General features: G+C 45.8%; 26 protein-coding genes. 12 read left to right on the top strand and 14 right to left on the bottom strand.

Annotation, left to right across the window (positions count from 1 at the left end; genetic code table 11):
• The first annotated feature begins 442 nt into the window (after positions 1-442).
• Positions 443-3,352: an RNA polymerase-associated protein RapA gene (gene rapA / locus FKN08_RS20130; protein WP_047009148.1), complete on the top strand. Its 2,910-nt coding sequence runs from the start codon at positions 443-445 to the stop codon at positions 3,350-3,352.
• 108 nt (positions 3,353-3,460) lie between these two features.
• Here the strand turns inward: rapA and FKN08_RS20125 are convergent, their stop codons facing one another.
• On the bottom strand, positions 3,461-4,726 hold the full coding sequence (locus FKN08_RS20125) for a divalent metal cation transporter (RefSeq protein WP_170892774.1): 1,266 nt from the start codon (positions 4,724-4,726) through the stop codon (positions 3,461-3,463).
• Between the two features lie 342 nt (positions 4,727-5,068).
• Between FKN08_RS20125 and FKN08_RS20120 the strand changes: the two genes are divergently transcribed.
• Together FKN08_RS20120 and FKN08_RS20115 are read left to right on the top strand one after the other, a co-directional pair.
• Positions 5,069-5,821 (top strand): pseudouridine synthase, encoded by a 753-nt coding sequence (locus FKN08_RS20120; RefSeq protein WP_085344289.1) that lies wholly within the window; start codon positions 5,069-5,071, stop codon positions 5,819-5,821.
• A gap of 93 nt (positions 5,822-5,914) precedes the next feature.
• Positions 5,915-6,877, top strand: coding sequence for a D-2-hydroxyacid dehydrogenase (locus FKN08_RS20115; RefSeq protein ID WP_170892773.1), 963 nt, complete (start codon positions 5,915-5,917; stop codon positions 6,875-6,877).
• 89 nt (positions 6,878-6,966) lie between these two features.
• Here FKN08_RS20115 and yjgA read toward each other — a convergent pair whose 3' ends face one another.
• Positions 6,967-7,494 (bottom strand): ribosome biogenesis factor YjgA, encoded by a 528-nt coding sequence (gene yjgA, locus FKN08_RS20110; protein WP_005396253.1) that lies wholly within the window; start codon positions 7,492-7,494, stop codon positions 6,967-6,969.
• A gap of 110 nt (positions 7,495-7,604) precedes the next feature.
• On the opposite strand from yjgA, the gene pmbA reads away from it, so the two are divergent.
• The gene (gene pmbA, locus FKN08_RS20105) at positions 7,605-8,948 is read left to right on the top strand and encodes a metalloprotease PmbA (RefSeq protein WP_005396252.1); all 1,344 of its coding nucleotides are present in this window, start codon (positions 7,605-7,607) and stop codon (positions 8,946-8,948) included.
• Positions 8,949-9,009: 61 nt separating this feature from the next.
• Here the strand turns inward: pmbA and mgtE are convergent, their stop codons facing one another.
• The 11 genes from mgtE to FKN08_RS20050 all read right to left on the bottom strand — a co-directional run bounded on the left by mgtE (position 9,010) and on the right by FKN08_RS20050 (position 17,772).
• A complete protein-coding gene (mgtE, locus tag FKN08_RS20100; protein ID WP_005396251.1) occupies positions 9,010-10,368 on the bottom strand; it encodes a magnesium transporter in 1,359 nt (452 codons plus the stop codon).
• Positions 10,369-10,516: 148 nt separating this feature from the next.
• A complete protein-coding gene (locus FKN08_RS20095) occupies positions 10,517-10,792 on the bottom strand; it encodes an HPr family phosphocarrier protein (protein ID WP_005396244.1) in 276 nt (91 codons plus the stop codon).
• 2 nt (positions 10,793-10,794) lie between these two features.
• Entirely contained in the window at positions 10,795-11,658 is an 864-nt protein-coding gene (gene rapZ, locus FKN08_RS20090) for an RNase adapter RapZ (RefSeq protein ID WP_006742353.1), read from the bottom strand.
• Between the two features lie 14 nt (positions 11,659-11,672).
• Positions 11,673-12,119, bottom strand: a complete 447-nt coding sequence (gene ptsN / locus FKN08_RS20085; RefSeq protein WP_005381116.1) for a PTS IIA-like nitrogen regulatory protein PtsN — start codon at positions 12,117-12,119, stop codon at positions 11,673-11,675.
• Between the two features lie 2 nt (positions 12,120-12,121).
• Positions 12,122-12,409, bottom strand: coding sequence for a ribosome hibernation promoting factor (hpf, locus tag FKN08_RS20080; protein ID WP_005381114.1), 288 nt, complete (start codon positions 12,407-12,409; stop codon positions 12,122-12,124).
• A gap of 24 nt (positions 12,410-12,433) precedes the next feature.
• Entirely contained in the window at positions 12,434-13,903 is a 1,470-nt protein-coding gene (locus FKN08_RS20075; RefSeq protein WP_006742354.1) for an RNA polymerase factor sigma-54, read from the bottom strand.
• A 50-nt stretch (positions 13,904-13,953) separates the two neighbouring features.
• On the bottom strand, positions 13,954-14,679 hold the full coding sequence (gene lptB / locus FKN08_RS20070) for an LPS export ABC transporter ATP-binding protein (RefSeq protein ID WP_005396240.1): 726 nt from the start codon (positions 14,677-14,679) through the stop codon (positions 13,954-13,956).
• Position 14,680: 1 nt separating this feature from the next.
• Positions 14,681-15,175, bottom strand: a complete 495-nt coding sequence (gene lptA, locus FKN08_RS20065) for a lipopolysaccharide transport periplasmic protein LptA (protein ID WP_005396239.1) — start codon at positions 15,173-15,175, stop codon at positions 14,681-14,683.
• Complete coding sequence (gene lptC, locus FKN08_RS20060) at positions 15,156-15,719, bottom strand: LPS export ABC transporter periplasmic protein LptC (protein ID WP_005396238.1); 564 nt, start codon at positions 15,717-15,719, stop codon at positions 15,156-15,158. The genes lptA and lptC overlap by 20 nt, the downstream gene beginning before the upstream one ends.
• Positions 15,720-15,805: 86 nt before the next feature.
• Positions 15,806-16,777, bottom strand: a complete 972-nt coding sequence (kdsD, locus tag FKN08_RS20055; protein ID WP_005396237.1) for an arabinose-5-phosphate isomerase KdsD — start codon at positions 16,775-16,777, stop codon at positions 15,806-15,808.
• A gap of 29 nt (positions 16,778-16,806) precedes the next feature.
• Positions 16,807-17,772 carry a calcium/sodium antiporter gene (locus FKN08_RS20050; RefSeq protein WP_005396236.1) on the bottom strand — a complete coding sequence of 322 codons (966 nt, stop codon included), beginning with the start codon at positions 17,770-17,772 and terminating at the stop codon, positions 16,807-16,809.
• 374 nt (positions 17,773-18,146) lie between these two features.
• Here FKN08_RS20050 and mlaF point away from each other — a divergent pair, with 374 nt between their 5' ends.
• From mlaF to FKN08_RS20010, 8 genes are all read left to right on the top strand, one after another.
• On the top strand, positions 18,147-18,950 hold the full coding sequence (gene mlaF, locus FKN08_RS20045; RefSeq protein ID WP_005396235.1) for a phospholipid ABC transporter ATP-binding protein MlaF: 804 nt from the start codon (positions 18,147-18,149) through the stop codon (positions 18,948-18,950).
• Positions 18,940-19,731, top strand: a complete 792-nt coding sequence (gene mlaE, locus FKN08_RS20040; RefSeq protein WP_005396234.1) for a lipid asymmetry maintenance ABC transporter permease subunit MlaE — start codon at positions 18,940-18,942, stop codon at positions 19,729-19,731. The genes mlaF and mlaE overlap by 11 nt, the downstream gene beginning before the upstream one ends.
• 2 nt (positions 19,732-19,733) lie before the next feature.
• Positions 19,734-20,222: an outer membrane lipid asymmetry maintenance protein MlaD gene (gene mlaD, locus FKN08_RS20035; RefSeq protein ID WP_012841383.1), complete on the top strand. Its 489-nt coding sequence runs from the start codon at positions 19,734-19,736 to the stop codon at positions 20,220-20,222.
• Between the two features lie 2 nt (positions 20,223-20,224).
• The gene (mlaC, locus tag FKN08_RS20030) at positions 20,225-20,863 is read left to right on the top strand and encodes a phospholipid-binding protein MlaC (protein WP_170892772.1); all 639 of its coding nucleotides are present in this window, start codon (positions 20,225-20,227) and stop codon (positions 20,861-20,863) included.
• Positions 20,863-21,183, top strand: coding sequence for a lipid asymmetry maintenance protein MlaB (locus FKN08_RS20025; protein ID WP_005396231.1), 321 nt, complete (start codon positions 20,863-20,865; stop codon positions 21,181-21,183). The genes mlaC and FKN08_RS20025 overlap by 1 nt, the downstream gene beginning before the upstream one ends.
• A 3-nt stretch (positions 21,184-21,186) precedes the next feature.
• Positions 21,187-21,441 carry a BolA family iron metabolism protein IbaG gene (gene ibaG / locus FKN08_RS20020; protein WP_005396230.1) on the top strand — a complete coding sequence of 85 codons (255 nt, stop codon included), beginning with the start codon at positions 21,187-21,189 and terminating at the stop codon, positions 21,439-21,441.
• Positions 21,442-21,450: 9 nt separating this feature from the next.
• Positions 21,451-22,716 carry a UDP-N-acetylglucosamine 1-carboxyvinyltransferase gene (gene murA / locus FKN08_RS20015; RefSeq protein ID WP_170892771.1) on the top strand — a complete coding sequence of 422 codons (1,266 nt, stop codon included), beginning with the start codon at positions 21,451-21,453 and terminating at the stop codon, positions 22,714-22,716.
• 146 nt (positions 22,717-22,862) lie between these two features.
• Positions 22,863-23,588, top strand: a complete 726-nt coding sequence (locus tag FKN08_RS20010; protein WP_005381088.1) for a 1-acylglycerol-3-phosphate O-acyltransferase — start codon at positions 22,863-22,865, stop codon at positions 23,586-23,588.
• Positions 23,589-23,673: 85 nt separating this feature from the next.
• Here FKN08_RS20010 and FKN08_RS20005 read toward each other — a convergent pair whose 3' ends face one another.
• Entirely contained in the window at positions 23,674-24,063 is a 390-nt protein-coding gene (locus tag FKN08_RS20005; RefSeq protein ID WP_005381087.1) for a RidA family protein, read from the bottom strand.
• Positions 24,064-24,189 lie beyond the last annotated feature (126 nt).

The raw sequence follows: 24,189 nt of genomic DNA, 5'->3' as shown, positions 1-24,189 counted from the left end.
TGTGCAACCGAGTAGCAAGACAACTTACTGCAAACCCGTGTTGATCCTAATCGTGTACTAACGCGCTTAAATCATATGCAATGGTTTTAAACGCCCCTCACTAGAAGTATACGTAATATTTACGTTCTACAACTTAATAATTGGCATGAGTATTTTACAATTTGATTGCATTTATAGTTTGGGAAAAAAAGTTTCCGCTTGATGCGGTTTCGGCGTGACCTAAATCACAGCTTCAAGTAAGATTAGCGACCTTTTTCTGCGTATAGGCTACGTCCGATTTATCATGTTGAGCTGGCTTAAAAATACTCAGTTCATACTGGAATGACGAATGCTATCGGCATAGCAGAAGCCAGAATCAGATCTAAACTATTACCCATGCCTACGGGCATGAGTAGACCAACAAGAAACACGAATCAAGAACTAATAACGAGGTAGTCAATTCATGACATTTGCTTTGGGGCAGCGCTGGATTAGCGATACGGAAAGCGATTTAGGTTTAGGTACCGTTGTAGCAATGGATGCTCGTACTGTGACATTGATGTTTGCAGCGTCAGAGGAAAACCGAGTTTACGCACGTAACGATGCACCTGTTACCCGAGTCACTTTTAACGTTGGTGATGTCATCGACTGCCAAGAAGGTTGGTCTCTAAAAGTTGAAGAAGTACTGGAAGATGAAGGCTTATACACCTATTTCGGTACTCGTGAAGACACGCAAGAAACCGCCGTTGTTCTGCGTGAGATTTTTCTGAGCAACCAAATTCGTTTTAACAAACCTCAAGATAAGTTGTACGCCGGTCAAATCGACCGTATGGACAACTTTGTTCTGCGTTACCGTGCGCTAACCAACCAGTTTGAGCAGCATAAGAGCCCAATGCGTGGCCTATGTGGTATGCGTGCAGGTTTGATCCCTCATCAGCTTTACATCGCGCACGAAGTTGGCCGTCGCCACGCGCCACGCGTATTACTGGCGGATGAAGTGGGTTTGGGTAAAACCATCGAAGCGGGCATGATCATCCACCAACAAGTTCTGTCTGGTCGTGCCGAACGCATTTTGATTGTGGTGCCTGAAACACTGCAGCATCAATGGCTGGTTGAGATGATGCGTCGTTTCAATCTGCATTTCTCTATCTTTGATGAAGAGCGCTGTATCGAAGCTTTTGCGGATGCAGAAAACCCATTTGATACTCAGCAATATGTGCTGTGTTCTTTGGACTTCCTACGCAAGAGCCGCAAGCGTTTTGAACAAGCACTGGAAGGCGAATGGGACCTACTGGTTGTCGATGAAGCGCATCACCTTGAGTGGAGCCAAGATAAACCGAGCCGTGAATACCAAGTAGTGGAAGGCTTGGCTGAACGCACTCCGGGCGTACTGCTACTGACGGCAACGCCAGAACAGCTTGGTCGTGAGAGCCACTTTGCTCGTCTGCGTTTGCTGGATCCTGACCGTTTCTACGATTATGAAGCGTTTGTCGAGGAAGAAGAGCAATACGCACCTGTAGCGGATGCGATTACTTCACTTTTCTCTGGTGAAAAACTGCCTGATGAAGCGAAAAACCAGATTACTGAATTGTTGTCTGAACAAGACGTAGAACCACTTTTCCGCATAATCGAGAGTGAGACTGACGAAGAAGCGAAAGCGTCTGCGCGCCAAGAGTTGATCGACAACTTGATGGATCGTCACGGTACGGGACGTGTTCTGTTCCGTAACACACGTGCGGCTATCAAAGGTTTCCCTGCGCGTAACGTGCATCTGATGCCAATGGATATTCCACCGCAATACACCACGTCAATGCGTGTTGCTGGGATGATCGGCGGTAAGATGAGTTCGGAAGCACGTGCAATGAAGAACCTTTACCCAGAAGAGATCTTCCAAGAATTTGAAGGCGATGATGCAAGCTGGTGGCAGTTTGACTCGCGCGTGAATTGGTTACTTGAAAAGGTAAAAGAGAAGCGCAGCGAGAAAATTCTGGTGATTGCCTCTCGTGCAAGTACGGCTCTGCAATTGGAGCAAGCACTGCGTGAGCGTGAAGGTATTCGTGCGACCGTCTTCCATGAAGGTATGTCGATTCTTGAGCGTGACAAAGCAGCCGCTTACTTTGCGCAAGAAGAAGGTGGTGCACAGGTTCTTATCTGTAGTGAAATCGGCTCTGAAGGTCGTAACTTCCAGTTTGCCAACCAATTAGTCATGTTTGACTTGCCGTTCAACCCTGACTTGCTTGAGCAACGTATCGGTCGTTTGGACCGTATCGGCCAAAACCGCGACATCGACATTCATATTCCTTACCTGAAAGGTACCTCGCAAGCCATTCTTGCTCGCTGGTTTGATGAAGGTTTAAACGCTTTTGCAGAAACTTGCCCAACAGGCCGTGCCGTTTACGATAAGTACTCTGATGATCTGATTGAAATCCTTGCTTCTGGTGACACCAGCACGCTAGATGAGATCATTGAAGCGTCAGCAAAAATGAATAAAGAGCTGAAATCCCAATTGGAGCAAGGCCGTGATCGCCTGTTAGAAATGCATTCAAATGGCGGGGAAAAAGCACAACAAATCGTTGAGAAAATTGAATCAACCGACGGCGATACCAATCTGGTCACCTTCGCACTTTCTCTTTTTGATACGATTGGCTTGAACCAAGACGACAAAGGTGAAAACGCACTGATTGTGACCCCATCTGAGCACATGATGGTACCAAGCTACCCAGGCCTGCCATACGAAGGGGCGACGATCACGTTTGATCGTGATACGGCTTTATCTCGTGAAGATATGCACTTTATCAGTTGGGAGCACCCAATGATCCAAGGTGGTATCGATCTTCTGATGAGTGAAGGAGTGGGTACGTCTGCGGTATCTCTACTGAAAAACAAAGCGCTACCAGTAGGTACGATTCTTCTTGAGCTGATTTATGCGGTAGATGCGCAAGCACCAAAACGCAGTGGCATCGCGCGCTTCTTACCGAAAACGCCAATCCGTTTGATGATGGACTCGCGTGGTAATGATTTGTCTGCTCAAGTGGAATTTGAAAGCTTTAACCGCCAGCTCAGCCCTGTAAACCGTCACTTAGGCAGCAAGTTGGTCACGTCGGTACAGAAAGACGTACACCGCTTGATCGAAGCGGGGGACAATCTTATCGAAGCGAAGGTTGAGGAAGTACGCAAGCAAGCTCATCAAGATATGCAGCATAGCTTGAATGCAGAACTTGAGCGTTTGCAAGCACTGAAAGCGGTAAACCCAAATATTCGTGACGAAGAAATTGAAGCCATTGATGCACAAATTAAGGAGCTCACTGGTTACATCAACCAAGCTCAAGTGCAGCTCGACTCGCTACGTTTGATTGTGGTGAGCCACAACTAAGTAAGCATTTATTGTTCATTAAAAAAGGTCTTCAGTTGAAGACCTTTTTCTTTATTTGCGGTTTAGTTTCTTTATGCGGAATGCACTAATCACTCATCGCTAACTCATTTACATCAACCATTTCCACCAGATAAATACAGCCAAGAAGCCAAACAAGTAAATCAGGCCTGCAATCGACAACCACTTCAGTTTAGGTCCAACAGCCAAGGGCTCAGGTAACTCGGTTTTGCTCACTAATGTGTAATTTAGCAGAGCAAAGAATGGCGTGGTCATAAAGGCGAGGATCATCGCAAAGTTCAGCATAGGCAATAACGCAGAAGCCCAGAAAACCACAATACCCAATGCAAATAAGGCGACCACCAGCATGATCGCTGAAGTGGTTTTAGGGTTAGTGTCTGGTTGCGAGCGCAGTAGACGTTGAGAGTCAGAAATAACGCGCGAGTAGCCATCAATAACGGTAATCGTGCTGCCAAAGATACAGAAAAACGCAATTACCGCTATCAAGTAACGAGACCATTCGCCAATCGTCGCCGCATATAAGCCAACCAATTGATGGGAGAAGCCAACGCCAGAACTTTCAAGCGCAACGCCAGATCCATAAAGCATCAAAGAACCTAATGATACAAAGATAATGGCAAGAAAAGCCGTGCCAATGTAACCGACATTAAAGTCAAATAGAGCAGAGCGATACGTTACTTCTTGCTGGCTTGATTGGCGTTTTAACCATGCTGAGGTTAAACAGGAGATCTCTATCGGTGCTGGCATCCAGCCCATTGTTACGACGATAAAGCCAATTGCCGCAATCGACCAAGGTGACGGTGGCTCGAAGTTGGCCACTTGCTCAACAGGGTTACCAAAGGCGATAGAAACGGCAAGTAAAGTCGCGATGGTTAACACCGACATGATCACCTTAGATAGCGTATCGAGCGCTTTGTAATGACCAGCAAATAATATGATCAGGCAGGTGACAATCACAATGATACTTAGTGACGCCATTGATAGTGAAAACGGAATGAAGTAGCCCAGCAAGCTAGCGCTAAACATCAACAAAGCGGCGGTATTGATTACGGCTGAGACCACGCTCAGAAATAGAAATAGCCATAGGTAAGGCCGACCTAATTTCGCGTAGCCTTCAACCAAGGTAAGCCCTGTCCCCATGGTGTACTGTACGCCCGCTCGGAAAAAAGGGTATTTAAACAGGTTTACGAGCAGAATCAGCGCCGCCAGTTGCCAGCCATAAATCGCACCAGCTTTGGTTGATGCGACGAGGTGAGAGCCACCCACCGCAGCAGATGCCATTAATATGCCGGGGCCTAGCGAACGAAAAAATAAGGAAAGTTTGGATTGGGGTTTATCTATAACGGCGGAGTCCATTGCTTATTGTCCTTTTTATCTTATGTATCTTTCTAAAGAGATACATACCGCAGTACATGACAAGCTGAGCGCTCGCCCTATACTGCGCAACGGTAATATCTTTTAAATGCTGTGTTTTGATGTATTTATTTTAAGTATTCTTTGCGAATATCATGCTGTGTGCATCTAGCACTCTATTCAGTTATGCGTCTTGTTGTCAAACTAAATTTACAACGTGCTATTTTTAGTTTTTATGCTAAAGGATTGACTTTGTTTTATTGGTTTGAACTTTTCTTCAGCACCCTGCATTTGGGTGCTATTTGGGTATATAATCGCGGCGTTTTTATTTTGTAGAGATCTCCCATGGCAATGCTTGAATATACCCCTCCCACCGATCCTTGGGTCGATATCGTTTTTGAGGATGACGACATTCTGGCAGTGAATAAGCCATCTGGGTTACTGTCTGTTCCTGGTCGACTTGCAGAGCATTACGACAGCATGTGGAGCCGCCTCAAGGAAGTGCATCCAGAAATCCAAGTAGTGCATCGCTTGGATATGTCGACATCAGGTTTGATGCTGCTGGCGAAAAACAAACCTTCGGAGCGAGCATTAAAAAAGCAGTTCCAATATCGTCTCACCCACAAGGTGTATTACGCACGTGTTTGGGGGCATGTCGAGCCGCAAGAAGGGAATATTGACCTTCCATTAATTTGTGATTGGCCAAATCGTCCGCGACAAAAAGTATGCTTCGACGACGGCAAGCCATCTCAAACTTTATTCCAAGTGGTGAAGCGTGAAGTGCATCCAGATGGCACCCATACGACCGTTGTGCGGTTACTCCCCATTACTGGTCGATCGCATCAGTTGCGCGTGCATTTGATGGCGATTGGTCATGCAATTGTGGGTGATGAATTTTATGCAACTGAAGAGGCGTATCAGTTTTCAGAACGTTTAGAGCTGCACGCTGCGGAGCTAAGTTTTTATCACCCAGCCACGGATCAGCTGAGTAGTATTTTTGTACCTTGTGACTTTTATCCTGGAGCCGAGGCGGCGATCTTTAACTATTTTTCGCCAGAACGTACATTGCCTGATTATAAAACGTTGCCACACCCTTAATGCCAATTGCACTCAACAACGGTTCTTTCTAGTTCGCTATTTCGTTACTGTGGTTGATGTATCCTGTCTTTCAGCCGTGAACAAGGAGTTGTTATGTCTTTGCCGACCATCGTATTTTTGGACCGAGCGACCATCCCAGAACATATTGAGATCCCACGACCTAGCTTTCAGCACCACTGGCGTGAGTACGACTTAACCGCGCCAGAGCAGGTAATAGAAAGGTTAGCAGATGCAGATATCGTGATTAGCAATAAAGTCCTGCTTGACCAAAATATATTAGAGCAACTACCACAATTGCGGATGATCGCGGTTGCCGCGACTGGTTTTAATAACGTCGATGTGGACTACTGTGCTAAGCATGATATTGCGGTTGCCAATGTACGTGGTTACGCGACGCGTTCGGTGCCTGAGCACGTGATTGCGATGCTGTTTGCTTTACGCCGAAATTTATTTGGTTACCATCAAGATATTGCCGCTGGCGAATGGCAGCGTAATAAGCAGTTCTGCTTTTTTACGCACCCAATCGGGGATATAGGTGGTAGCACGTTAGGTGTTGTTGGTAGTGGGGCGCTGGGGCAAGCGACGGCGAATCTAGCTCAAGCGTTAGGAATGACCGTGTTGTTTTCTGAGCGTAAAGGGGCGGCAGAATGTCGACCTGGTTATGTGCCGTTTGAGGAAGTGTTAAAACGCTCCGATGCGCTGACTTTGCATTGCCCGCTCAACGATCATACTCAGAATTTGATTGGTCAAGCAGAGTTGCAACAAATGAAGCCCAACGCCATTCTAATTAATACGGGGCGTGGAGGCTTGGTGAATGAGGACGCGCTGGTGGATGCCCTAAAACAGGGAGAAATCGCTGCGGCTGGTTTTGATGTTTTTACACAAGAACCAGCTGATGAGAGCAATCCGCTGATTGCCAATATGAATTTACCCAATTTGCTACTTACACCGCATGTTGCATGGGGCAGTGACTCATCGATTCAACGTTTAGCGGAAATCTTGATTGAGAACATTAACGCTTTCGAGCGCGGAGACCGCGTTAATCGCTTGGTGTAACGCTGACATTTAAGTAAAAGATAAAAAAAAGCAGACATCATGTCTGCTTTTTTCGTTAATTAAATGCTCGTTGGTATCGAATCGTCGAATTAAAACTCTTCTTCGTTCAGACCTTTTAGGATCTGGAAGATTTCGCGGTACGCTTTTGCTGGTTTCCCCGCTTTTTTCTCTTTCGCTGCTTGGCGAGCCAATTGGCGTAGACGCTGACGATCCGCCTCTGGGTACATTTCCATTACGTCATCAATGGCTTTGTCGCCTTCTTCCACCACGCGATCACGCAGAGCTTCAAGCTTGTGGAATACCGCCGTTAATTGAGAGTGCTTGTTACGAATCTTATCCAATGCCGCTTGGATTGGCTCTGGATCTTCATAACGCATCAACTTACCAATACGTTGTAATTGGCGACGACGTGCTTCGTTTTTAAAGCGTTGTGCGTCTGCAATTGCTTCTCGCAGGTCTTCGCTCAATGGAAACTTTTCGAGAACTGCAGGTTTGAGGCCGACAAGCTCCTCACCTAGCTTTTGCAGTTCTTCCATGTCTCGCTTCATCTCGGATTTGCTTACCCAGATGATCTCTTCTTCTGGTTCCCATGGCGCTTTTTGATTCTTACGTGCCATTTCAGTTGCCTGTGTTTTGATTAATATTATGACTATTTTAACAAGAATCGTGGGGAGAAAGCGAAATTCTTGTTATCCTATTGTTCATCAAAGACAAGATGTGAAAGACAATGGATATTAAACAGCAGGTTGCTGAGCAACGTACCGAGCTAGAGCAAGCCGTCGCAAGAGCCTTAAAGCTTGCATCGGCAAAATCTGACGCCGCCGAAGTCGCAATTACCAAAAGCACTGGTTTAAGTGTATCTACTCGCATGGGCGAGGTAGAAAATGTCGAGTTCAACAGCGATGGTGCGCTGGGCATTACCGTTTACCGAGGTCAACGCAAAGGCAGTGCTTCCACGTCTGATTTAAGTGAAGCTGCTATCGAGCAAACCGTTATTGCGGCGCTGGATATTGCGCATTACACATCTGAAGATCCATTTGCAGGGCCCGCAGCCAAAGAATACATGGTGCAAGAGATCCCTGAGCTTGATCTTTTCCACCCAGACGCCCCTGATCCCGATTATGCTGCCGATGTGGCGATCGCCGCTGAGAAAGAAGCGTTAAGTTATGACAGTGCAATCAAGCAAAGTGATGGCGCGAGTTATGATAGCCACTACGGTGTAAAAGTGTATGGTAACAGCCATGGCTTATTAGCAAGCTATGCGTCTAGCCGCCACAGTACCAGCTGTTGTGTTATTGGCGTTGGTCAAAATGGCGAAATGGAGCGTGATTACAGCTACACTGTGGCACGTCATCGCGATGACTTATGGACACCAGAAACAGTGGGTCGTAAGGCGGCAGAGAATACGATTAACCGCTTAGATGCGCAGCGCTTAAAGACAGGTAAATACCCAATCATGTTTGCCGCTGATGTTGCAACTGGCTTGATTGGCCATCTCGTTATGGCGATCAGCGGTGGTAACCTGTACCGAAAATCTTCTTTCTTACTTGACCATCTAGGCAAACAAGTGCTTCCTGAATGGTTCAATATCTCAGAACGTCCGCATGTATTGCGTGGTTTGGCGTCAAGCCCATTCGATAGCGAAGGCGTATATACTCAAGACCGTGAGATCATTACTGACGGTGTGCTAGCAACTTATCTGTTAACCAGTTATGCCGCACGTAAAATGAAGATGGCGCCGACAGGTCACGCTGGTGGCATCCATAACTGGTACGTAAAATCGACTGGTCAAAACTTCGAACAAATGCTCAAAGAGCTCGGCACTGGTTTGTTAGTGACAGAAGTGATGGGGCAAGGCGTGAACGTGGTAACAGGTGATTACTCTCGCGGTGCTGCAGGCTTCTGGGTTGAGAACGGTGAAATCCAATACCCAGTATCGGAAATTACCATCGCTGGTAATCTGAAGGACATGTTCAATAAGATTGTTGCCGTAGGTAGCGACGTTGAAACGCGCTCGCAAATTCAAACGGGTTCAATCTTACTAGATGCGATGAAAGTGGCGGGTGAGTAAGCTTTCCTAATTCAGAATTAAAAAAGCCTGATGTGTTCATCAGGCTTTTTAGTTTTTGCAGCTAGGTAATCAGTATTGTGGCAAGCCCTAAGAATACTGATAAACCAATTACATCCGTTACGGTCGTTAACGCCATACCACCAGCTAAAGCTGGGTCGATGTTCATTTTCTTTAAGAGGATTGGAATCGTTACTCCGGCAACCCCAGCGACCAATAAGTTGGTCAGCATCGCTGCGGAAATGATTCCCCCTAGCATCCAGTTACCTTTCCAAGCGACAACAATGCCGCCAATAATCAGCGCCCACATGATGCCGTTGAGTAAACCGATCGAGGCTTCTTTCATCAACAGTTCTCGTTTGTTCGAGTCACCGATATGACCAAGAGCAAGACCACGAATCACTAGTGCGACGGTTTGGTTACCAGCGACACCACCCATGGAAGGAACAATCGTCATCAATACGGCAATGGCAGCCATCTGGTCTAGCGTGGCTTCAAACATGTTAGAAACAGAAGCGGCGGCGAGTGCGGCTAACACGTTAGCCCCAAGCCAGATACTACGTTTGCGAGCTGATTTTACAACGGGTGCGAAGGTATCTTCATCATCATCCATACCTGCCATACTCATCATCGAGTGTTCGGCATCTTCACGGATAACGTCAACTACATCATCGATAGTGATACGGCCAACGAGATGCTGGTTCTCGTCTACGACAGGAGCAGAGACCCAGTTACGACGTTCGAACAGACTAGCAACATCTGAATCACTGGTATCGACAGTGATCGCTTCGTCAGCATCTTCCATGATGTCGATAATTTTGACATCAGGCTGGGTCGTGATCAGCAGAGTAATGGGTAGTTCACCAATCAGTTTGCTTTCTTCATCAATGACATAAAGTGCATCCGTTGCTTCTGGTAGTTCACCTTTCATACGCAGATAACGTAAAACCACGTCCACATCTACGTCACCACGAATCGTGATAACGTCGGTGTTCATCAGCCCACCTGCAGTGTCTTCTGGGTAGGACAGGGCGGTTTCGACACGCAGACGGTCAGAGGAGTCCATTTGCGACAGGACTTCGCGTGACAGGTTGTCTGGCAAGCTACGCAGTACATAAGCCACGTCATCGGTATCCATGCCTTCTGTCGCTTCTGCAAGCGCTTCTGGTGCCATTTTGGATACGAGACTATCTTTGACGTCTTCGTTCAGTTCGTCGAGGATTTCACCGTAGTCTTCAGGGTCGGTGAGTTGCCAGAGAACTTCACGGCTTTTGCGTGGAGAGGCTTCTAAAAGGTGAGCGATATCCTCAGGTTCCATGTCCTGTAACTGACGACGAACATGGACGAAGCGGCCATTTTCTAGCGCTTCTGTGACTTCTTGGAGGGCTTGGTGAGCTTGGTCGAATTCAATTTGCTCTGCCATTCATTCCTCCCAATTCCTGATATTTACAATGCGTTGAATAATAACTTAATTCTAGGCGCCTTTTAATAACAACTTATGATACTAAGCAAATTTATTTCTTGGAGCAGTGAGGGGAAGGAGAGTGAGAGGTAATAAAAAAGCGAGTAAATTACTCGCCTTCATCAAATTTATCTTCGATTAAGTGGCAAACGGCATCCAGTGCTTCTTCTGCTTGCTCACCCGCAGCGTGGATTGTGACGTACTGTCCTTGAGCAGACTCAAGCATTAATAAACCCATTACGCTGTCTGCTGTGGCGGTTTTGTCTTCTTCATTGTCGATAGTGATGACCGCTTCAAAGCTCTGGGCCAGTTCGACCAGTTTGACGGCTGCGCGAGCATGTAAGCCAAGGCGATTTTGAATCAATACTTTACGACTTAACTCCACAGCTACTCCTTAGTGTTTTTCTCTAGTGAGGTATGACGAATTTGCACTTGGTGTCCTTTATTGGCGAAGTACTCACCGATTTGCTGAGTTAAGTACACCGAACGATGTTTACCTCCGGTACAACCTATTGCAACGGTCAAATAGCTGCGGTTGTTCTTCTCGAGCAGAGGTAACCAATTCTCTATAAAGTTTTCAATTTGGTATTTCAAACTTAACACCGATTGGTGCTGCTCCAAAAATGCGGCGATTGGGGCATCCAAACCCGTAAGTGGGCGCAACGCTGGTTCCCAATGTGGGTTGGGCAAGAAGCGAACGTCGAATACGTAATCGGCATCGGAAGGCAGGCCATATTTGAAGCCAAAAGACTCAAATACCATAACAAGCCCTTTGCGATCTCTGCCTTCAACACGCATACGCACGGTTTCACTCAACTCATGCAAAGATTGTCCGCTGCTGTTCAGTACAAGATCGGCATGTGCTTTAAGTGGCGTTAAAATTTCTTTCTCACGCTCGATGGCTTGGTCAAGAGATAGAGAGGTGCCACCTAAAGATAAAGGGTGGATTCGGCGTGTTTCGCTGTAGCGTTTGAGTAGCGTTTCCTTATTGGCGTCCAAGAAAAGCACGGTCACATCAAGCTCTGTTTTCAACTGCTCCAGTGTACCAGTCAGTTCTTTTAGCTTTTTAGGGATATTGCGAATATCAATGCTTACCGCAACATTCTGCTTGCTGTCAGCAACAGAGTGAACAAATGCGTCCAGCAAATTCACTGGGAGGTTATCAACACAGTAATAACCTAAGTCTTCCAGTACGCGCAGCGCAATACTCTTACCGGCACCTGAGTGCCCGCTAACCACGATTAGTCGCATGATGTCCGTCCTGCTTATTGGTGAATCATGATGTCGTAAAGTTCTTCATCACTCTGAGCATTGCGCAGTAGTTTCAATACTTGCTTATCGCTCAGACGTTCTGCCATAGAGGATAGAGTCTTGAGGTGCTCTTTGCACTGTTCTTCTGGTACAAGGAGCGCAAAAAGAAGGTCGACAGGTCGATTATCAATCGCATCGAATTCAATGGCTTCATCACATTGCAGCAAGACAGCAATAGCCTTGTCGCTCGATTGCATTCTAGCGTGTGGGATCGCAATACCGTTTCCGATACCAGTACTGCCCATTTTCTCTCTGTTGAGCATGCACTCGAACAGTTCGGTAGAATCTTGGCCCGTTTGATCAGCCACGATGCGGCTGATCATTTCAAGGGCGCGTTTTTTACTCGTGCAGTGGACCGCACTCTTGGTGCAGTCCAATGACAGTATTTCGCTCAGTTGCATGATTAATGACTGTTTAGTTTTTCTTTGTGCTTATTGAGTTGGCGAACCAATTTATCTACCAGCGAATCGATCGCGGCATACATATTTTCGTCATCAGCTGATGCGTGGATTTCGCCTTGATTTATATGAAGCGTAGCTTCCGCGATTTGAGTGATTTTTTCAACTTTTAGTACAACATGTACTTGATTGATATGGTCGAAGAACCTTTCGAGCTTCTGAAACTTAGAATTTACATAGTCTTGCATTGAATCGGTAAGATCAACGTGATGGCCTTGAATATTGATTTGCATAGACTTTCCTTTTCAGTTAGTGCCTTATAATAGGCGTTTACGCTGACTTGAAGGGGCAATTCCCAAGGATTCTCGATATTTGGCTATCGTACGTCTTGCGACCTGAATCCCTTGGTCAGCCAGAAGAGCAGCAATCTTGCTATCACTCAATGGCTTAGCAGTATTCTCTGCTGCGACCAGTTTTTTAATGAGTGCGCGAATTGCTGTTGACGAACATTCTCCGCCGTTGTCAGTACTAACATGGCTAGAGAAGAAGTACTTCAATTCAAAAATGCCACGTGGTGTATGCATGAATTTTTGTGTTGTTACACGAGAAATCGTGGATTCATGCATGTCCACTGCCAAGGCTACATCATTTAGTACCATTGGCTTCATGGCTTCCTCACCATACTCGAAGAAATCTTGTTGATGTTCAACAATACATCTTGCAACTTTGAGTAGCGTCTCGTTTCTACTCTCTAAGCTCTTAATTAACCATTTTGCCTCTTGCAAATTGCTGCGGATGTACTGGCTATCCGCGCTATTGCCTTTGCCTAATTGAGCATATTGTTGATTAACTTTTAATTTTGGAACGCTATCTGGGTTGATAGAAACAGTCCATTTGCCGTTGTCTTTAAAAACGGACACATCTGGAATTACGTACTCGGTATCATCCGGTGTGATACGGCTACCGGGACGAGGATCTAACTGCTGGATAAGTTTGAGGACTTCACGGAGATCGGCTTCTTTCAGCTTCGTCTCTTTGATGACGAGCTTGTAATCACGGTTCCCCAGGTGATCAATATGATCCGCAAGAATCATTTTGGCTTCAGCAAGCCATGGCGTGTCTTCTGGGAAAGTCGCCAGCTGTAGCAGTAGGCACTCTTGTAAGTTGCGTGATGCCACACCGAGCGGATCGAACTGCTGAATACGTTTACGAACGGCTTCTACTTCGTCTAACTCAATCTCTTCGTTATCGAAGCTCTCATGAATTTCTTCAGGAGATAGGGTTAGGTAACCGTAGTCGTCAACAGCGTCAATAATCGCTAATGCAATCGTACGATCGGTTTCACTGAATGGTGTCAGGTCAAGCTGCCACATTAGGTAGTCATGCAATGATTCCGTGGTTTCGCCTTGGTAGACGGGCATATCATCGTCAAGAGCTAAGCCAGTGCTACCGGTATTCGCGCTGTAGACGTCATCCCAAGTGGTATCGATTTCAAGTTCAGAGCTGATCTCTGACTTCTCAATTACGTCTGAACTGTCTGGAACGTCAATGTCTGCTGGTTCGTTAGCACTGTTGCTATCAGCAGCCTCGACCGCTGATTTATCTTCACCGTTTGCTACAGGCTCATCTTGGCCTTCTTCAACTTCCAATAATGGGTTTGAATCCAAGGCTTCTTGGATTTCCTGTTGAAGATCGAGTGTCGACAGTTGCAGTAAGCGAATCGCTTGTTGCAACTGTGGCGTCATGGCTAACTGTTGACCTAGCTTGAGTTGTAATGAAGGTTTCATTCAGTGTTACTTACCTTGTAATGCTCAGAATCTTACCGTTCCTAATATAATCATAGACGGAATTGTTCGCCGAGATAAACTTGTTTCACCTGTTCATTATTGAGAACTTCTGCCGGAGTTCCCGATGCAATTAGGTGCCCTTGGCTTACGATATAGGCTTTTTCGCATACGTCCAGTGTTTCACGCACGTTATGGTCAGTGATTAACACTCCGAGGCCGCGATCGCGTAGATGCTCGATGATTTTCTTGATGTCATTAACCGAGATTGGGTCAACACCAGCGAAAGGTTCATCCAACAAAATGAATTGAGGGTTGGCTGCTAAAGCGCGAGCGATCTCCACTCTGCGTCGCTCACCCCCTGATAGTGCCATACCTGCACTGGTTCTGATGTGCTGAATGTGGAATTCTTCCAACAAATCTTCCAGCTTATCTTGGCGCTCTTCACGTGTCATTTCTTGACGAGTTTCGAGTACGGCCATGATGTTATCTTCCACCGACAGCTTACGGAAAATCGACGCTTCTTGCGGAAGGTAGCCAATCCCGAGACGCGAACGACTGTGCATCGGCAGAATACTGATGTCTTTATCATCAATGGTGATGGTGCCTTCATCTCGTGGCACCAAGCCGACAATCATATAAAACGAGGTGGTTTTACCTGCGCCGTTTGGGCCTAGCAGCCCAACAATCTGACCAGATTCAACTTCCAAGCTAACATCGGTTACGACTTTGCGCTTTTTGTAGCTTTTCGCCAAGTTTTTCGCACTCAGTACTGCCATATTAGTTCTCTATCTGATTGGGTTGCAAAATGGTCGTAACGCGCTCTTCCTTAGAGCTATCAGCGACTAGCTTTTGTTTACCAATTTGGTAACGAATCGAAGAACCTTTAATGGTGTTGTTGTCTTGTGCCAGTTGCGCTTGACCTTTCATGGTCAATTCGTCTGTAGAAATACGGTAATCCAGCTCCACAGCTTGACCACTCAGTGTTTTACCATCGTCCATCAGTTGAGAAAACTTGGCAGGTTTACCAAATGCTTGAATCTGTTTGATGGCTTCGGTTTTAGGATCGCGCGTTACCACGATTCTATCAGCATCGATATTGATGCTACCTTGCTTAAGAGATACATCGCCTTTAAAAATAACCTGGTTACTCTTCATATCCACTTGTTGGGTGTCAGAGTTAATGTAAACCGGTTGTTGAGTATCCGACTTAAGTGCCAGCGCTTGAGGCGCCGCCAATACCAGTGCCAGTAGGCTAAGGTGTAACGGTTTCATATCGACCTTGAACTTCGTCTGTCAGAGTTGCGGTATGCTGCTTTAAGTTGCCTTGCATTGCGCCTCCAGTAGTTTCAAATTGTGGCCCAACCAACATGACCTGTTGATCAGCTTTAAAATCACGATTGGTTAGATTAATGACTAACTTGTCTGTTGCCATGGTATCAAAACTCGCACCAGGCAGAAGATTTTGCATTAAGACCTTGTCATATAAAGTCAAAACTTGGTCTTCATCTAACACGGCTCTTGTGGCCGTCACCTTCCATTCAATGACGCTACCTTCACGGTAAACCATCAAAGTCGGGTTATTAAAAATGGTATCTCCACTCTTAGCATAATGGTCTAAGTTCGTGGAGCGGATGATGTAACTGCGGACACCATCTTCACCATAGGTGATGTTTTCCAGTCCAGTACCACTGAACATGGGCAGTTCAGAATCTGGTGCTACTTGAATTGCGTCGTTGCCTTTTGGGGTCAGTAGGTAATAACCGCACCATGCGACAACGAAGATCAAGAGCAAATAAATAAGGCGAGTAAAACTCATATAATGAAGGCCTATCGTTTAGCTCAGTACTTCCCTGACCATTGCCTTTATTTGTGTAATAAATGATTTAAATGTTTGTGCTGATATTACATCACGCCAGCTTTTAGTAAATCGTGCATGTTCAGTGCACCCACAATTTTTTCGTCTTTACATAAAATCAGAGCGTTAATATTTTTATTCTGCATCAAGTTCAAACCTTCAACCGCTAGCATATCAGGGTGCGCTGTGGTTGGATTTGTCGTCATGACTTCGCCAATCGCGGTCGTATGAATATCAATGCGTTTGTCTAAGGTGCGACGTAAATCACCATCGGTGAATATACCAAGCATAGCATCGTGCTCATCGACGATAGCGGTCATGCCTAGCCCTTTTTCTGAAATTTCAAGCAGGGCATCGCGAATCAATGCGTTTGGAGAAACTTTAGGTAACGCTTCTCCAAAGTGCATAATATCAGACAACTTAAGCAGCAGTTTTCTCCCTAACGCGCCACCTGGATGAGATAGGGCAAAATCTTCGGCAGAAAAACCACGCGCTTGAAGTAGGGCTACGGCTAATGCGTCTCCCATTACTAATGTGGCCGTGGTACTGCTGGTCGGTGCCAACCCTAGTGGGCAAGCTTCTTGAGGTACCGTGATTTGCAGGTGCAAGTCAGACAGTTTTGCCATATTGGATTCTGGCTTGCCTGTCATGCTAATTATCTTGATGTTCAGGCGTTTTAATACCGGAAATAGAGACAGAATTTCGTTTGACTCACCAGAGTTAGAAATTGCGAGCACAATATCTCCAGGGCTGATCATGCCCAAGTCGCCATGTGCAGCTTCGCCAGGGTGAACGAAAAACGCAGAAGTCCCCGTGCTTGCCAGAGTCGCAGCAATCTTGTTACCAATGTGGCCTGACTTGCCAATACCCATAACGACTACTTTGCCGCTGTTGGAAAGGATCAGTTCGCACGCTTTCTCAAATTGATCATCAAAGTAGGTATCCAGCTCTTGCAGAGCAGCAACTTCGATATCAAGAACTTGTTTAGCAGCAGCGCGAAAATCAAATTGATTGGACATATCAGTTCTCTACTTATTTATCGTGGTAATTAAGCGGCCATGTTTGCGAATAAGTACACTTGATAACCTAGGAAGCATGCAAACAAGATTGCACCTTCAATACGGTTAATACTGCGTGATTTACCCAAACACATCGCGACAAGTAACAGTGAAACGCCTAACATGACCCAGAAGTCACGTCCCATCGCGTACTCACTCAGCACCGATGGATTAATGATGCCAGGAATGCCCATTACGGCCAGAATATTAAACACATTCGAGCCAATAATGTTACCGACGGCCATGTCGTCTTCACCTTTTAAAACACCAGCAAGCGATGCTGCGAGCTCAGGTAGACTAGTGCCGATGGCAATGATAGTCAGACCGATGACAAGATCGCTCATGCCAAAATACTTTGCAATAATCACCGCGTTATCCACTAGCATGCTTGCTGCCAAAGGAAGCAGTATCAGGCCAATAACCACCCACATGATCGCTTTAGGGTTGCTGACGCCTTCTGGGATCTCTGACTCTTGGTCATCAAGAAAAACATCACCTGATTTTTGTTCTTTGCGGCTGATCTGCAACATAGCAAATAAAAATGCCCCAAAGAGTACAAACAATAAGACACCTTCATAAAAACCGAGATGGCTATTCCAAAGCAGAATACCGGCGAGTACTGTTACTGCAATCATTAATGGCAGTTCCCGGCGGATGACCGCGGAGCTAATCGACAGAGGCTTGATGAGTGCTGTAATACCAAGGATTAACGCGATGTTCGCGATGTTTGAGCCTAAAACGTTACCCACTGCAGTATCGGTTTTTCCGTCCCAGGCTGCGGTTGCAGAAACCATCATCTCTGGCGCAGAAGAGCCCATCGCAAGGATTGTCATGCCGATGACAAGAGGTGAAATACCGACGTTGCGGGCTATCGCTGCAGAACCAAAAACAAGTTTATCTGCACTCCATACGAGCAAAACAAGACCGACTATAAGCAACGCTACGGCTTCGAGCATGAGAATTCCTAAGTATTAAATAAGTAAAATGAATAACCGCTAATTTTGACCTTTTGCGGCCTAAAATGGAAGATAAACGACGAATAAATTAAAGGTTAGTAACGAAAATGTATGCAAATGTCGTTCATTTAAATCAGCAATTCTTGTCTAGGATTTAAACACTTTGCGCTGATTTGATCGTAATCCACAAAAAATTGCAGGTATATACTCGACTTTATTTAATTGAACAGTGCTTTAAATTCAAAGCCAATGTGCTTATGATTGCAGCCTAATAAATGTACCGACGTTACTTTATTAAACGTGAAATTCAACTCCGTTGTGTGTCTGGTTGATGATGCCGTGAGTTGCAACGCTCCGACAGTAGAAGAGATGATATGTCGAACAACGATTTAGTCACCGTGAACAACCTCACTTTTTCACGGGGAGAGCGCAAGATCTTTGATGGTATTGATCTGCATGTTCCTGAGGGCAAAGTGACGGCCATTATGGGACCATCGGGAATAGGTAAAACTACACTGCTGCGTTTAATTGGTGGTCAGTTGTATCCCGAGCAAGGAGAGATCTGGTTTGATGGCGACAATATTCCCTCTCTCTCGCGTAAAAAACTCTACCATGCTCGAAAGAAAATGAGCATGTTGTTTCAATCAGGAGCTTTATTCACTGATTTGAATGTCTTTGATAACGTCGCCTTCCCATTGCGAGAGCATACGAATTTATCTGAAGAGCTGATTCGTACCATGGTATTGCTTAAGCTTGAAGCCGTCGGTCTACGCGGCGCGGCACAACTGATGCCGAGCGAGCTATCGGGCGGCATGGCAAGACGCGCTGCGTTGGCGCGTGCGATCGCCCTAGACCCAGATTTAATCATGTACGATGAACCATTTGTCGGACAAGACCCAATCACCATGGGTGTCTTGGTTGAGCTTATTAGTAATCTAAATCAAGCGTTAGGTTTAACTTCTATAGTCGTTTCTCACGACGTGCCTGAAGTGATGAGTATTGCCGATTGGGTTTATCTGATGGCCGATGGCAAAATTATCGCTTTTGGCACACCAGAAGAGCTTAATCAGAATCCTGACCCTCGCGTTCAGCAGTTCTTACAAGGTGATGCAGATGGTCCTGTACCGTTTCGCTTCCCTTCTCAAAGTATCGAAAAGGACTTATTTGATGGTCGATAACTTTATGCATTTTGTCGCCTCACTAGGTAGACGAACGCTCTCCATCTGCGGAGCATTTGGTCGTGCGACTTTCATGCTGATTGGGGCACTGTTTACTAAGCCACAACCGCTCAAAAGCTTTCCTCTGCTCGTTAAACAACTTTATTCCGTAGGCGTCCAGTCTCTGGCGATTATCGTCGTATCTGGGTTGTTCATTGGTATGGTTTTGAGCCTACAAGGTTATGTTGTGCTGGTGGATTACGGCGCAGAGGGCAGTTTGGGTCAAATGGTGGCGCTCTCATTGCTACGAGAATTAGGGCCCGTTGTCACTGCACTTCTGTTTGCTGGTCGTGCAGGCTCTGCGTTAACTGCAGAGATAGGTTTGATGAAAGCGACGGAGCAACTTTCTAGCCTTGAAATGATGGCGGTAGATCCTTTGAAAAGAGTGATTGCGCCACGTTTTTGGGCCGGTGCTATTTCAATGCCATTGCTGGCTATGATTTTCATGGCAGTGGGTATTTGGGGCGCCCAGCTTGTTGGTGTTGACTGGAAAGGTGTTGACCATGGCAGTTTTTGGTCAGCGATGCAGTCCTCAGTTGAACTAGGACAGGATATTGGTAACAGTATGATCAAGTGCTTTGCGTTTGCAATTACGGTTACTTGGGTCGCTCTATTTAACGGTTATGATGCTATTCCAACTTCGGAAGGGATCAGCCGAGCAACTACGCGCACTGTTGTGCATTCTTCTTTAGCAGTACTAGGACTAGACTTTGTACTGACCGCATTGATGTTTGGGAATTAATCATGCAACAAACACGTAAAACTGAATTATGGGTTGGCAGCTTTGTATTAGCGGGAATTTGCGCGATTCTTGTGATGATTTTTCAAGTTGCTGACGTAAAAAGCATTGGCTCTGGTGATACTTACACCCTCAAAGCTGAGTTCGATAATATTGGTAGTTTAAAAGTTCGCTCGCCAGTAAAAGTGGGTGGGGTTGTGATTGGCCGGGTAAGCAATATTTCGCTTAACCCAGATAACTTATTACCTGTTGTAACTCTATCGATCAATAGCAAATACAATCAATTCCCAGAAACGTCGAGCGTACAAATTTTGACGTCTGGCTTGATTGGTGAGCAATACATTGGTTTAGTACCAGGCTTTGTTTTTGACGATGAAGTCATGCTGGTCGATGGCGATACCATCGAAGACACCAAATCAGCGCTCGTGCTTGAAGACTTAATTGGTCAAGTGCTTTACAGCGTAGGTGGTTCAGACGATTCAAGTAAGGAATAACTATGTTAGCGAGATTATTACTTTCACTTTGTGCTGTGTTTAGCGCGTTTGGTACAAGTGCAGCAGAAGTGGATAAAACTGAACCTTATAAGATGATGAAGCAAGTGGCTGAAGTCACGTTCGAAAGATTAAAAGCCGAGCAACCGAAAATCAAACAAGACCCAGATTTACTCAAGGTGATTGTTGAAGAAGAGCTAATGCCTTATGTCAACTACCGCTATGCTGGGTTAAAGCTCCTAGGTCCAAACCTAAAAGGAGCGAAACGTGAAGACGTACTTGAGTTTATCGATGCATTTCGCGCGTACTTAATTGCTTCTTATGCCCAAGTGCTAACGCAATACAGTGACCAACAAATTGAATTTGGTCCTGAGCCTAGCATTGATGACTCTAAGCGTATCACCAGTATTAAAGTTGATATCATCGATACGCCGCGTCCAAACATCAAGCTAGAGTTCAAATTGCGTAAAGACAACAAATCTGGTGAGTGGGAAGCATTCGATATGATTGCGGAAGGCATTAGTTTACTCTCTAGCAAACAGTCAGAATGGAATAGCAAAATTCGTCAAGAAGGCATTCTATCTGTCGCGAAAGATCTAGAGAAATTAGCTGCGGAACCGATTCGCTTTGAGGCGAAGAAATAATGGCCCAGACTCCCGCTCAGTGGCAATTAGATCAAAACATTCTTAAGCTAACAGGGGCACTTGATAGAGATACAGTGCCCTCATTGTGGGCGTATGCTCAGCAATGGCAACCAGCTCAAGCTGAGCTGGAATGCTCGTTAAAAGAGATAGAGCGCGTCGACTCTGCAGGAATGGTGATGTTAATCCACTTATTAGAGCATGCAAAAAAGCAAAACTGTCATATAATGCTCAGTTTCGTGCCGGCGCAACTGCGCACTTTGTTTCAACTGAGCAATGTTGAATCTTTAGTGGCCAAACACATACAGAATTATCAGGGGTAAATTGTGGATAGCGCAAAAGTACAACAGTTATTAGAAGAAGCACTAAACCTTCAAGAAGTGCATGTAAAAGGTGAAGGTAGCCACTATGAGGTGGTTGCTGTTGATGCTTGTTTCGATGGAATGAGCCGCGTTAAGAAGCAGCAGTTAATTTATGGTCCTCTGATGGAATACATCCAGCGTAACGACATTCACGCATTATCAATTAAAGCGTTCACACCAGAAGAGTGGGCTCGTGATAAGAAACTGATGTCGCTTTAAGGTTTATTGATGGAAAAGTTTCGAGTTATTGGGTCAGATAAACCACTCGTTGGTGAAGTGACCATTTCCGGTGCAAAAAACGCAGCACTGCCGATTTTATTTGCGTCTATCTTGGCGGAAGAGCCTGTAGAAGTGGCAAACGTGCCACACCTTCGTGATATCGATACAACCATGGAACTGCTTAAGCGTTTAGGCGCGAAAGTAAGCCGTAATGGTTCTGTTCACGTCGATCCAAGTAGCATTGCTGAATACTGCGCACCGTATGATTTGGTGAAAACCATGCGTGCTTCTATTTGGGCTTTGGGCCCGCTCGTAGCGCGATTTGGTCAAGGTCAGGTTTCTCTACCTGGCGGTTGTGCTATCGGTGCTCGTCCTGTTGATCTGCATATTTCTGGCCTAGAGCAGCTTGGCGCAACGATTACGCTTGAAGATGGTTACGTTAAAGCTGAGGTTGATGGTCGTCTAAAAGGTGCGCACATCGTGATGGATAAAGTCAGCGTAGGCGCGACGATCACCATCATGTGTGCTGCAGCACTTGCTGAAGGCACTACAACGCTAGACAACGCGGCGCGTGAACCTGAAATTGTAGACACAGCGGATTTCCTAAATAAGCTTGGAGCAAAAATTTCTGGTGCAGGCACAGATACGATTACGATTGAAGGTGTTGAGCGCCTAGGTGGTTGTAAACACAACGTGGTTGCCGACCGTATTGAGACGGGAACATTCCTTGTCGCTGCCGCGGTATCTGGCGGTAAAGTAGTATGTCGTAACACTAACGCTCATTTGCTTGAAGCGGTTTTAGCCAAGCTAGAAGAAGCTGGCGCGCTTGTCGAAACGGGTGAAGATTGGATTTCAGTTGATATGACTGATCGCGAGCTGAAAGCAGTGAGTGTACGTACAGCGCCGCATCCAGGCTTCCCGACTGATATGCAAGCTCAATTTACGCTATTGAACATGATGGCGAAAGGCGGCGGCGTGATCACAGAGACTATCTTTGAAAACCGCTTTATGCACGTACCAGAACTCATGCGTATGGGCGCTAAAGCTGAGATCGAAGGCAATACGGTTATCTGTGGTGATGTTGAGTCACTCAGCGGTGCGCAAGTGATGGCAACCGACCTACGAGCTTCGGCTAGTTTGGTAATTGCGGGCTGTATTGCTAAAGGCGAAACCATCGTTGATCGTATTTACCATATCGACCGCGGTTACGACAAAATCGAAAATAAACTGGCTGCACTTGGCGCAAATATTGAGCGAGTGAGCGAGGCAAGTTAAACTGCACCGCAGGTAACTTGGATATCAAGAGAGCCGAAACCTGAGTTTCGGCTTTTTTATATCACTCTCATGACCATAGTTATCCTTTATGGAAAGAGAGAAATTAATAGCTGTATCTGGCAAAAGCCGGTTCCTGGAGAACAAGAATGATTGCACTGTTACGTGTATTTGCTGTCGCTATCTTTGCGATTGTTATGTTTATTGGTGGTTGTGGTTACTGCCTATTAAGCCCCCGAAACCCTAAGCACGTTTTCACTTTTGGCCGCTTGTTTGCCAAGATGTCTCGTGTATTTGGGATTAAGTTAGAGCTGCGTATCCCTGAAGATGCGTATTCACGCGGACAACATGTTTACATTGCTAACCACCAGAACAACTGGGACATGTTTACTGTTTCTGCTGCTGTGACTCCGAAAGTTGTGACAGTAGGTAAAAAGAGCTTGGCTTGGATGCCACTGTTTGGTCAGCTTTACTGGCTTACGGGTAACATTCTGATTGACAGAGCGAATCGCTCGAAAGCAAAAGGTACTATCGATCAGGTAGTGAGCAGCATGAAAGAAAGTGATGTTTCGGTGTGGATGTTCCCAGAAGGCACGCGTTCTCGTGGGCGTGGTTTGCTGCCATTCAAAACAGGTGCTTTTCATGCGGCAATTGGTGCAGGTGTGCCAATCATTCCTATCGTATGTAGCTCGACGAATAAAATTAAGCTGAACCGTTGGAACAATGGTCATGTGATTGTTGAAATGCTACCTCCAATCAGTACAGAAGGCTATGGTAAAGAGGGCATTCGCGAGCTAGCGAATATCTGTCGTGAACAGATGAAAGAGAAGCTTGAATCGTTAGATGAAGAAGTCAAACAGCGTAATGCTGCTTAAGTTTTACTGCGATATCATCACGAAAAGACAATAAAAAACGGGTAGCCTGAGCTACCCGTTTTTTTATGTTTGTCAGCAAGTGCAATTATTTTCGAACCGCGATTGCTTCAATCTCGATACCAACATCTTTCGGTAGGCGAGCCACTTCTACACAAGAGCGTGCAGGGTAGTTTGCTACGCCGTGCTCATCAAAGAACTTGCCGTAAACTTCGTTCACCGTGCCAAAGTCGTTTAGGTCTTTAACAAAAACCGTTAGCTTCACGATATCTGACACTTTAAGGCCTGAAGATTCAACCACAGCCTTTACGTTTTCTAGAGACTGACGAGCTTGCTCTGCGATATCAGCAGACACTTCACCTGTCGCTGGGTTTACTGGGATTTGGCCTGAAGTAAGAACCATGTTACCTAGATCTACGCCTTGAACGTAAGGACCGATTGCTGCTGGTGCAGATTCAGTGTGAAGTACTTTCGTCATTTGATTTTTCCATCAGTTGTAGGGAATAAAGATTCTCAGTTTGCCTCTAAACCCGTGGTAGGTAAAGAGTAAAATACCCCCGACATTGCGGGGTATTTTAAACGTATCACGCCTAGTCGTACGGTG

The organism is Vibrio sp. 1-2 (7-a), from assembly GCF_013048515.1.
GTDB classification, from domain to species: domain Bacteria; phylum Pseudomonadota; class Gammaproteobacteria; order Enterobacterales; family Vibrionaceae; genus Vibrio; species Vibrio diabolicus.
The sequence above is the reverse complement of the archived record's forward strand: the minus strand, read 5'-3'. Positions and strand labels throughout refer to the sequence as shown.

Excerpts from the sequence above, each read along its gene's own strand:
- FKN08_RS20010 (WP_005381088.1), top strand. The coding sequence starts at position 22,863 with ATGATTGCACTGTTACGTGTATTTGCTGTCGCTATCTTTGCGATTGTT.
- FKN08_RS20125 (WP_170892774.1), bottom strand. The coding sequence starts at position 4,726 with ATGGACTCCGCCGTTATAGATAAACCCCAATCCAAACTTTCCTTATTT.
- FKN08_RS20115 (WP_170892773.1), top strand. The coding sequence starts at position 5,915 with ATGTCTTTGCCGACCATCGTATTTTTGGACCGAGCGACCATCCCAGAA.
- FKN08_RS20120 (WP_085344289.1), top strand. The coding sequence starts at position 5,069 with ATGGCAATGCTTGAATATACCCCTCCCACCGATCCTTGGGTCGATATC.
- FKN08_RS20050 (WP_005396236.1), bottom strand. The coding sequence starts at position 17,772 with ATGCTCGAAGCCGTAGCGTTGCTTATAGTCGGTCTTGTTTTGCTCGTA.
- lptA (WP_005396239.1), bottom strand. The coding sequence starts at position 15,175 with ATGAAACCGTTACACCTTAGCCTACTGGCACTGGTATTGGCGGCGCCT.
- mlaC (WP_170892772.1), top strand. The coding sequence starts at position 20,225 with ATGTTAGCGAGATTATTACTTTCACTTTGTGCTGTGTTTAGCGCGTTT.
- hpf (WP_005381114.1), bottom strand. The coding sequence starts at position 12,409 with ATGCAAATCAATATTCAAGGCCATCACGTTGATCTTACCGATTCAATG.
- lptB (WP_005396240.1), bottom strand. The coding sequence starts at position 14,679 with ATGGCAGTACTGAGTGCGAAAAACTTGGCGAAAAGCTACAAAAAGCGC.
- FKN08_RS20075 (WP_006742354.1), bottom strand. The coding sequence starts at position 13,903 with ATGAAACCTTCATTACAACTCAAGCTAGGTCAACAGTTAGCCATGACG.
- kdsD (WP_005396237.1), bottom strand. The coding sequence starts at position 16,777 with ATGTCCAATCAATTTGATTTTCGCGCTGCTGCTAAACAAGTTCTTGAT.
- ptsN (WP_005381116.1), bottom strand. The coding sequence starts at position 12,119 with ATGCAACTGAGCGAAATACTGTCATTGGACTGCACCAAGAGTGCGGTC.
- pmbA (WP_005396252.1), top strand. The coding sequence starts at position 7,605 with ATGGATATTAAACAGCAGGTTGCTGAGCAACGTACCGAGCTAGAGCAA.
- murA (WP_170892771.1), top strand. The coding sequence starts at position 21,451 with ATGGAAAAGTTTCGAGTTATTGGGTCAGATAAACCACTCGTTGGTGAA.
- mlaF (WP_005396235.1), top strand. The coding sequence starts at position 18,147 with ATGTCGAACAACGATTTAGTCACCGTGAACAACCTCACTTTTTCACGG.
- FKN08_RS20025 (WP_005396231.1), top strand. The coding sequence starts at position 20,863 with ATGGCCCAGACTCCCGCTCAGTGGCAATTAGATCAAAACATTCTTAAG.
- mlaD (WP_012841383.1), top strand. The coding sequence starts at position 19,734 with ATGCAACAAACACGTAAAACTGAATTATGGGTTGGCAGCTTTGTATTA.
- mlaE (WP_005396234.1), top strand. The coding sequence starts at position 18,940 with ATGGTCGATAACTTTATGCATTTTGTCGCCTCACTAGGTAGACGAACG.
- lptC (WP_005396238.1), bottom strand. The coding sequence starts at position 15,719 with ATGAGTTTTACTCGCCTTATTTATTTGCTCTTGATCTTCGTTGTCGCA.
- yjgA (WP_005396253.1), bottom strand. The coding sequence starts at position 7,494 with ATGGCACGTAAGAATCAAAAAGCGCCATGGGAACCAGAAGAAGAGATC.
- rapZ (WP_006742353.1), bottom strand. The coding sequence starts at position 11,658 with ATGCGACTAATCGTGGTTAGCGGGCACTCAGGTGCCGGTAAGAGTATT.
- rapA (WP_047009148.1), top strand. The coding sequence starts at position 443 with ATGACATTTGCTTTGGGGCAGCGCTGGATTAGCGATACGGAAAGCGAT.
- FKN08_RS20005 (WP_005381087.1), bottom strand. The coding sequence starts at position 24,063 with ATGACGAAAGTACTTCACACTGAATCTGCACCAGCAGCAATCGGTCCT.
- mgtE (WP_005396251.1), bottom strand. The coding sequence starts at position 10,368 with ATGGCAGAGCAAATTGAATTCGACCAAGCTCACCAAGCCCTCCAAGAA.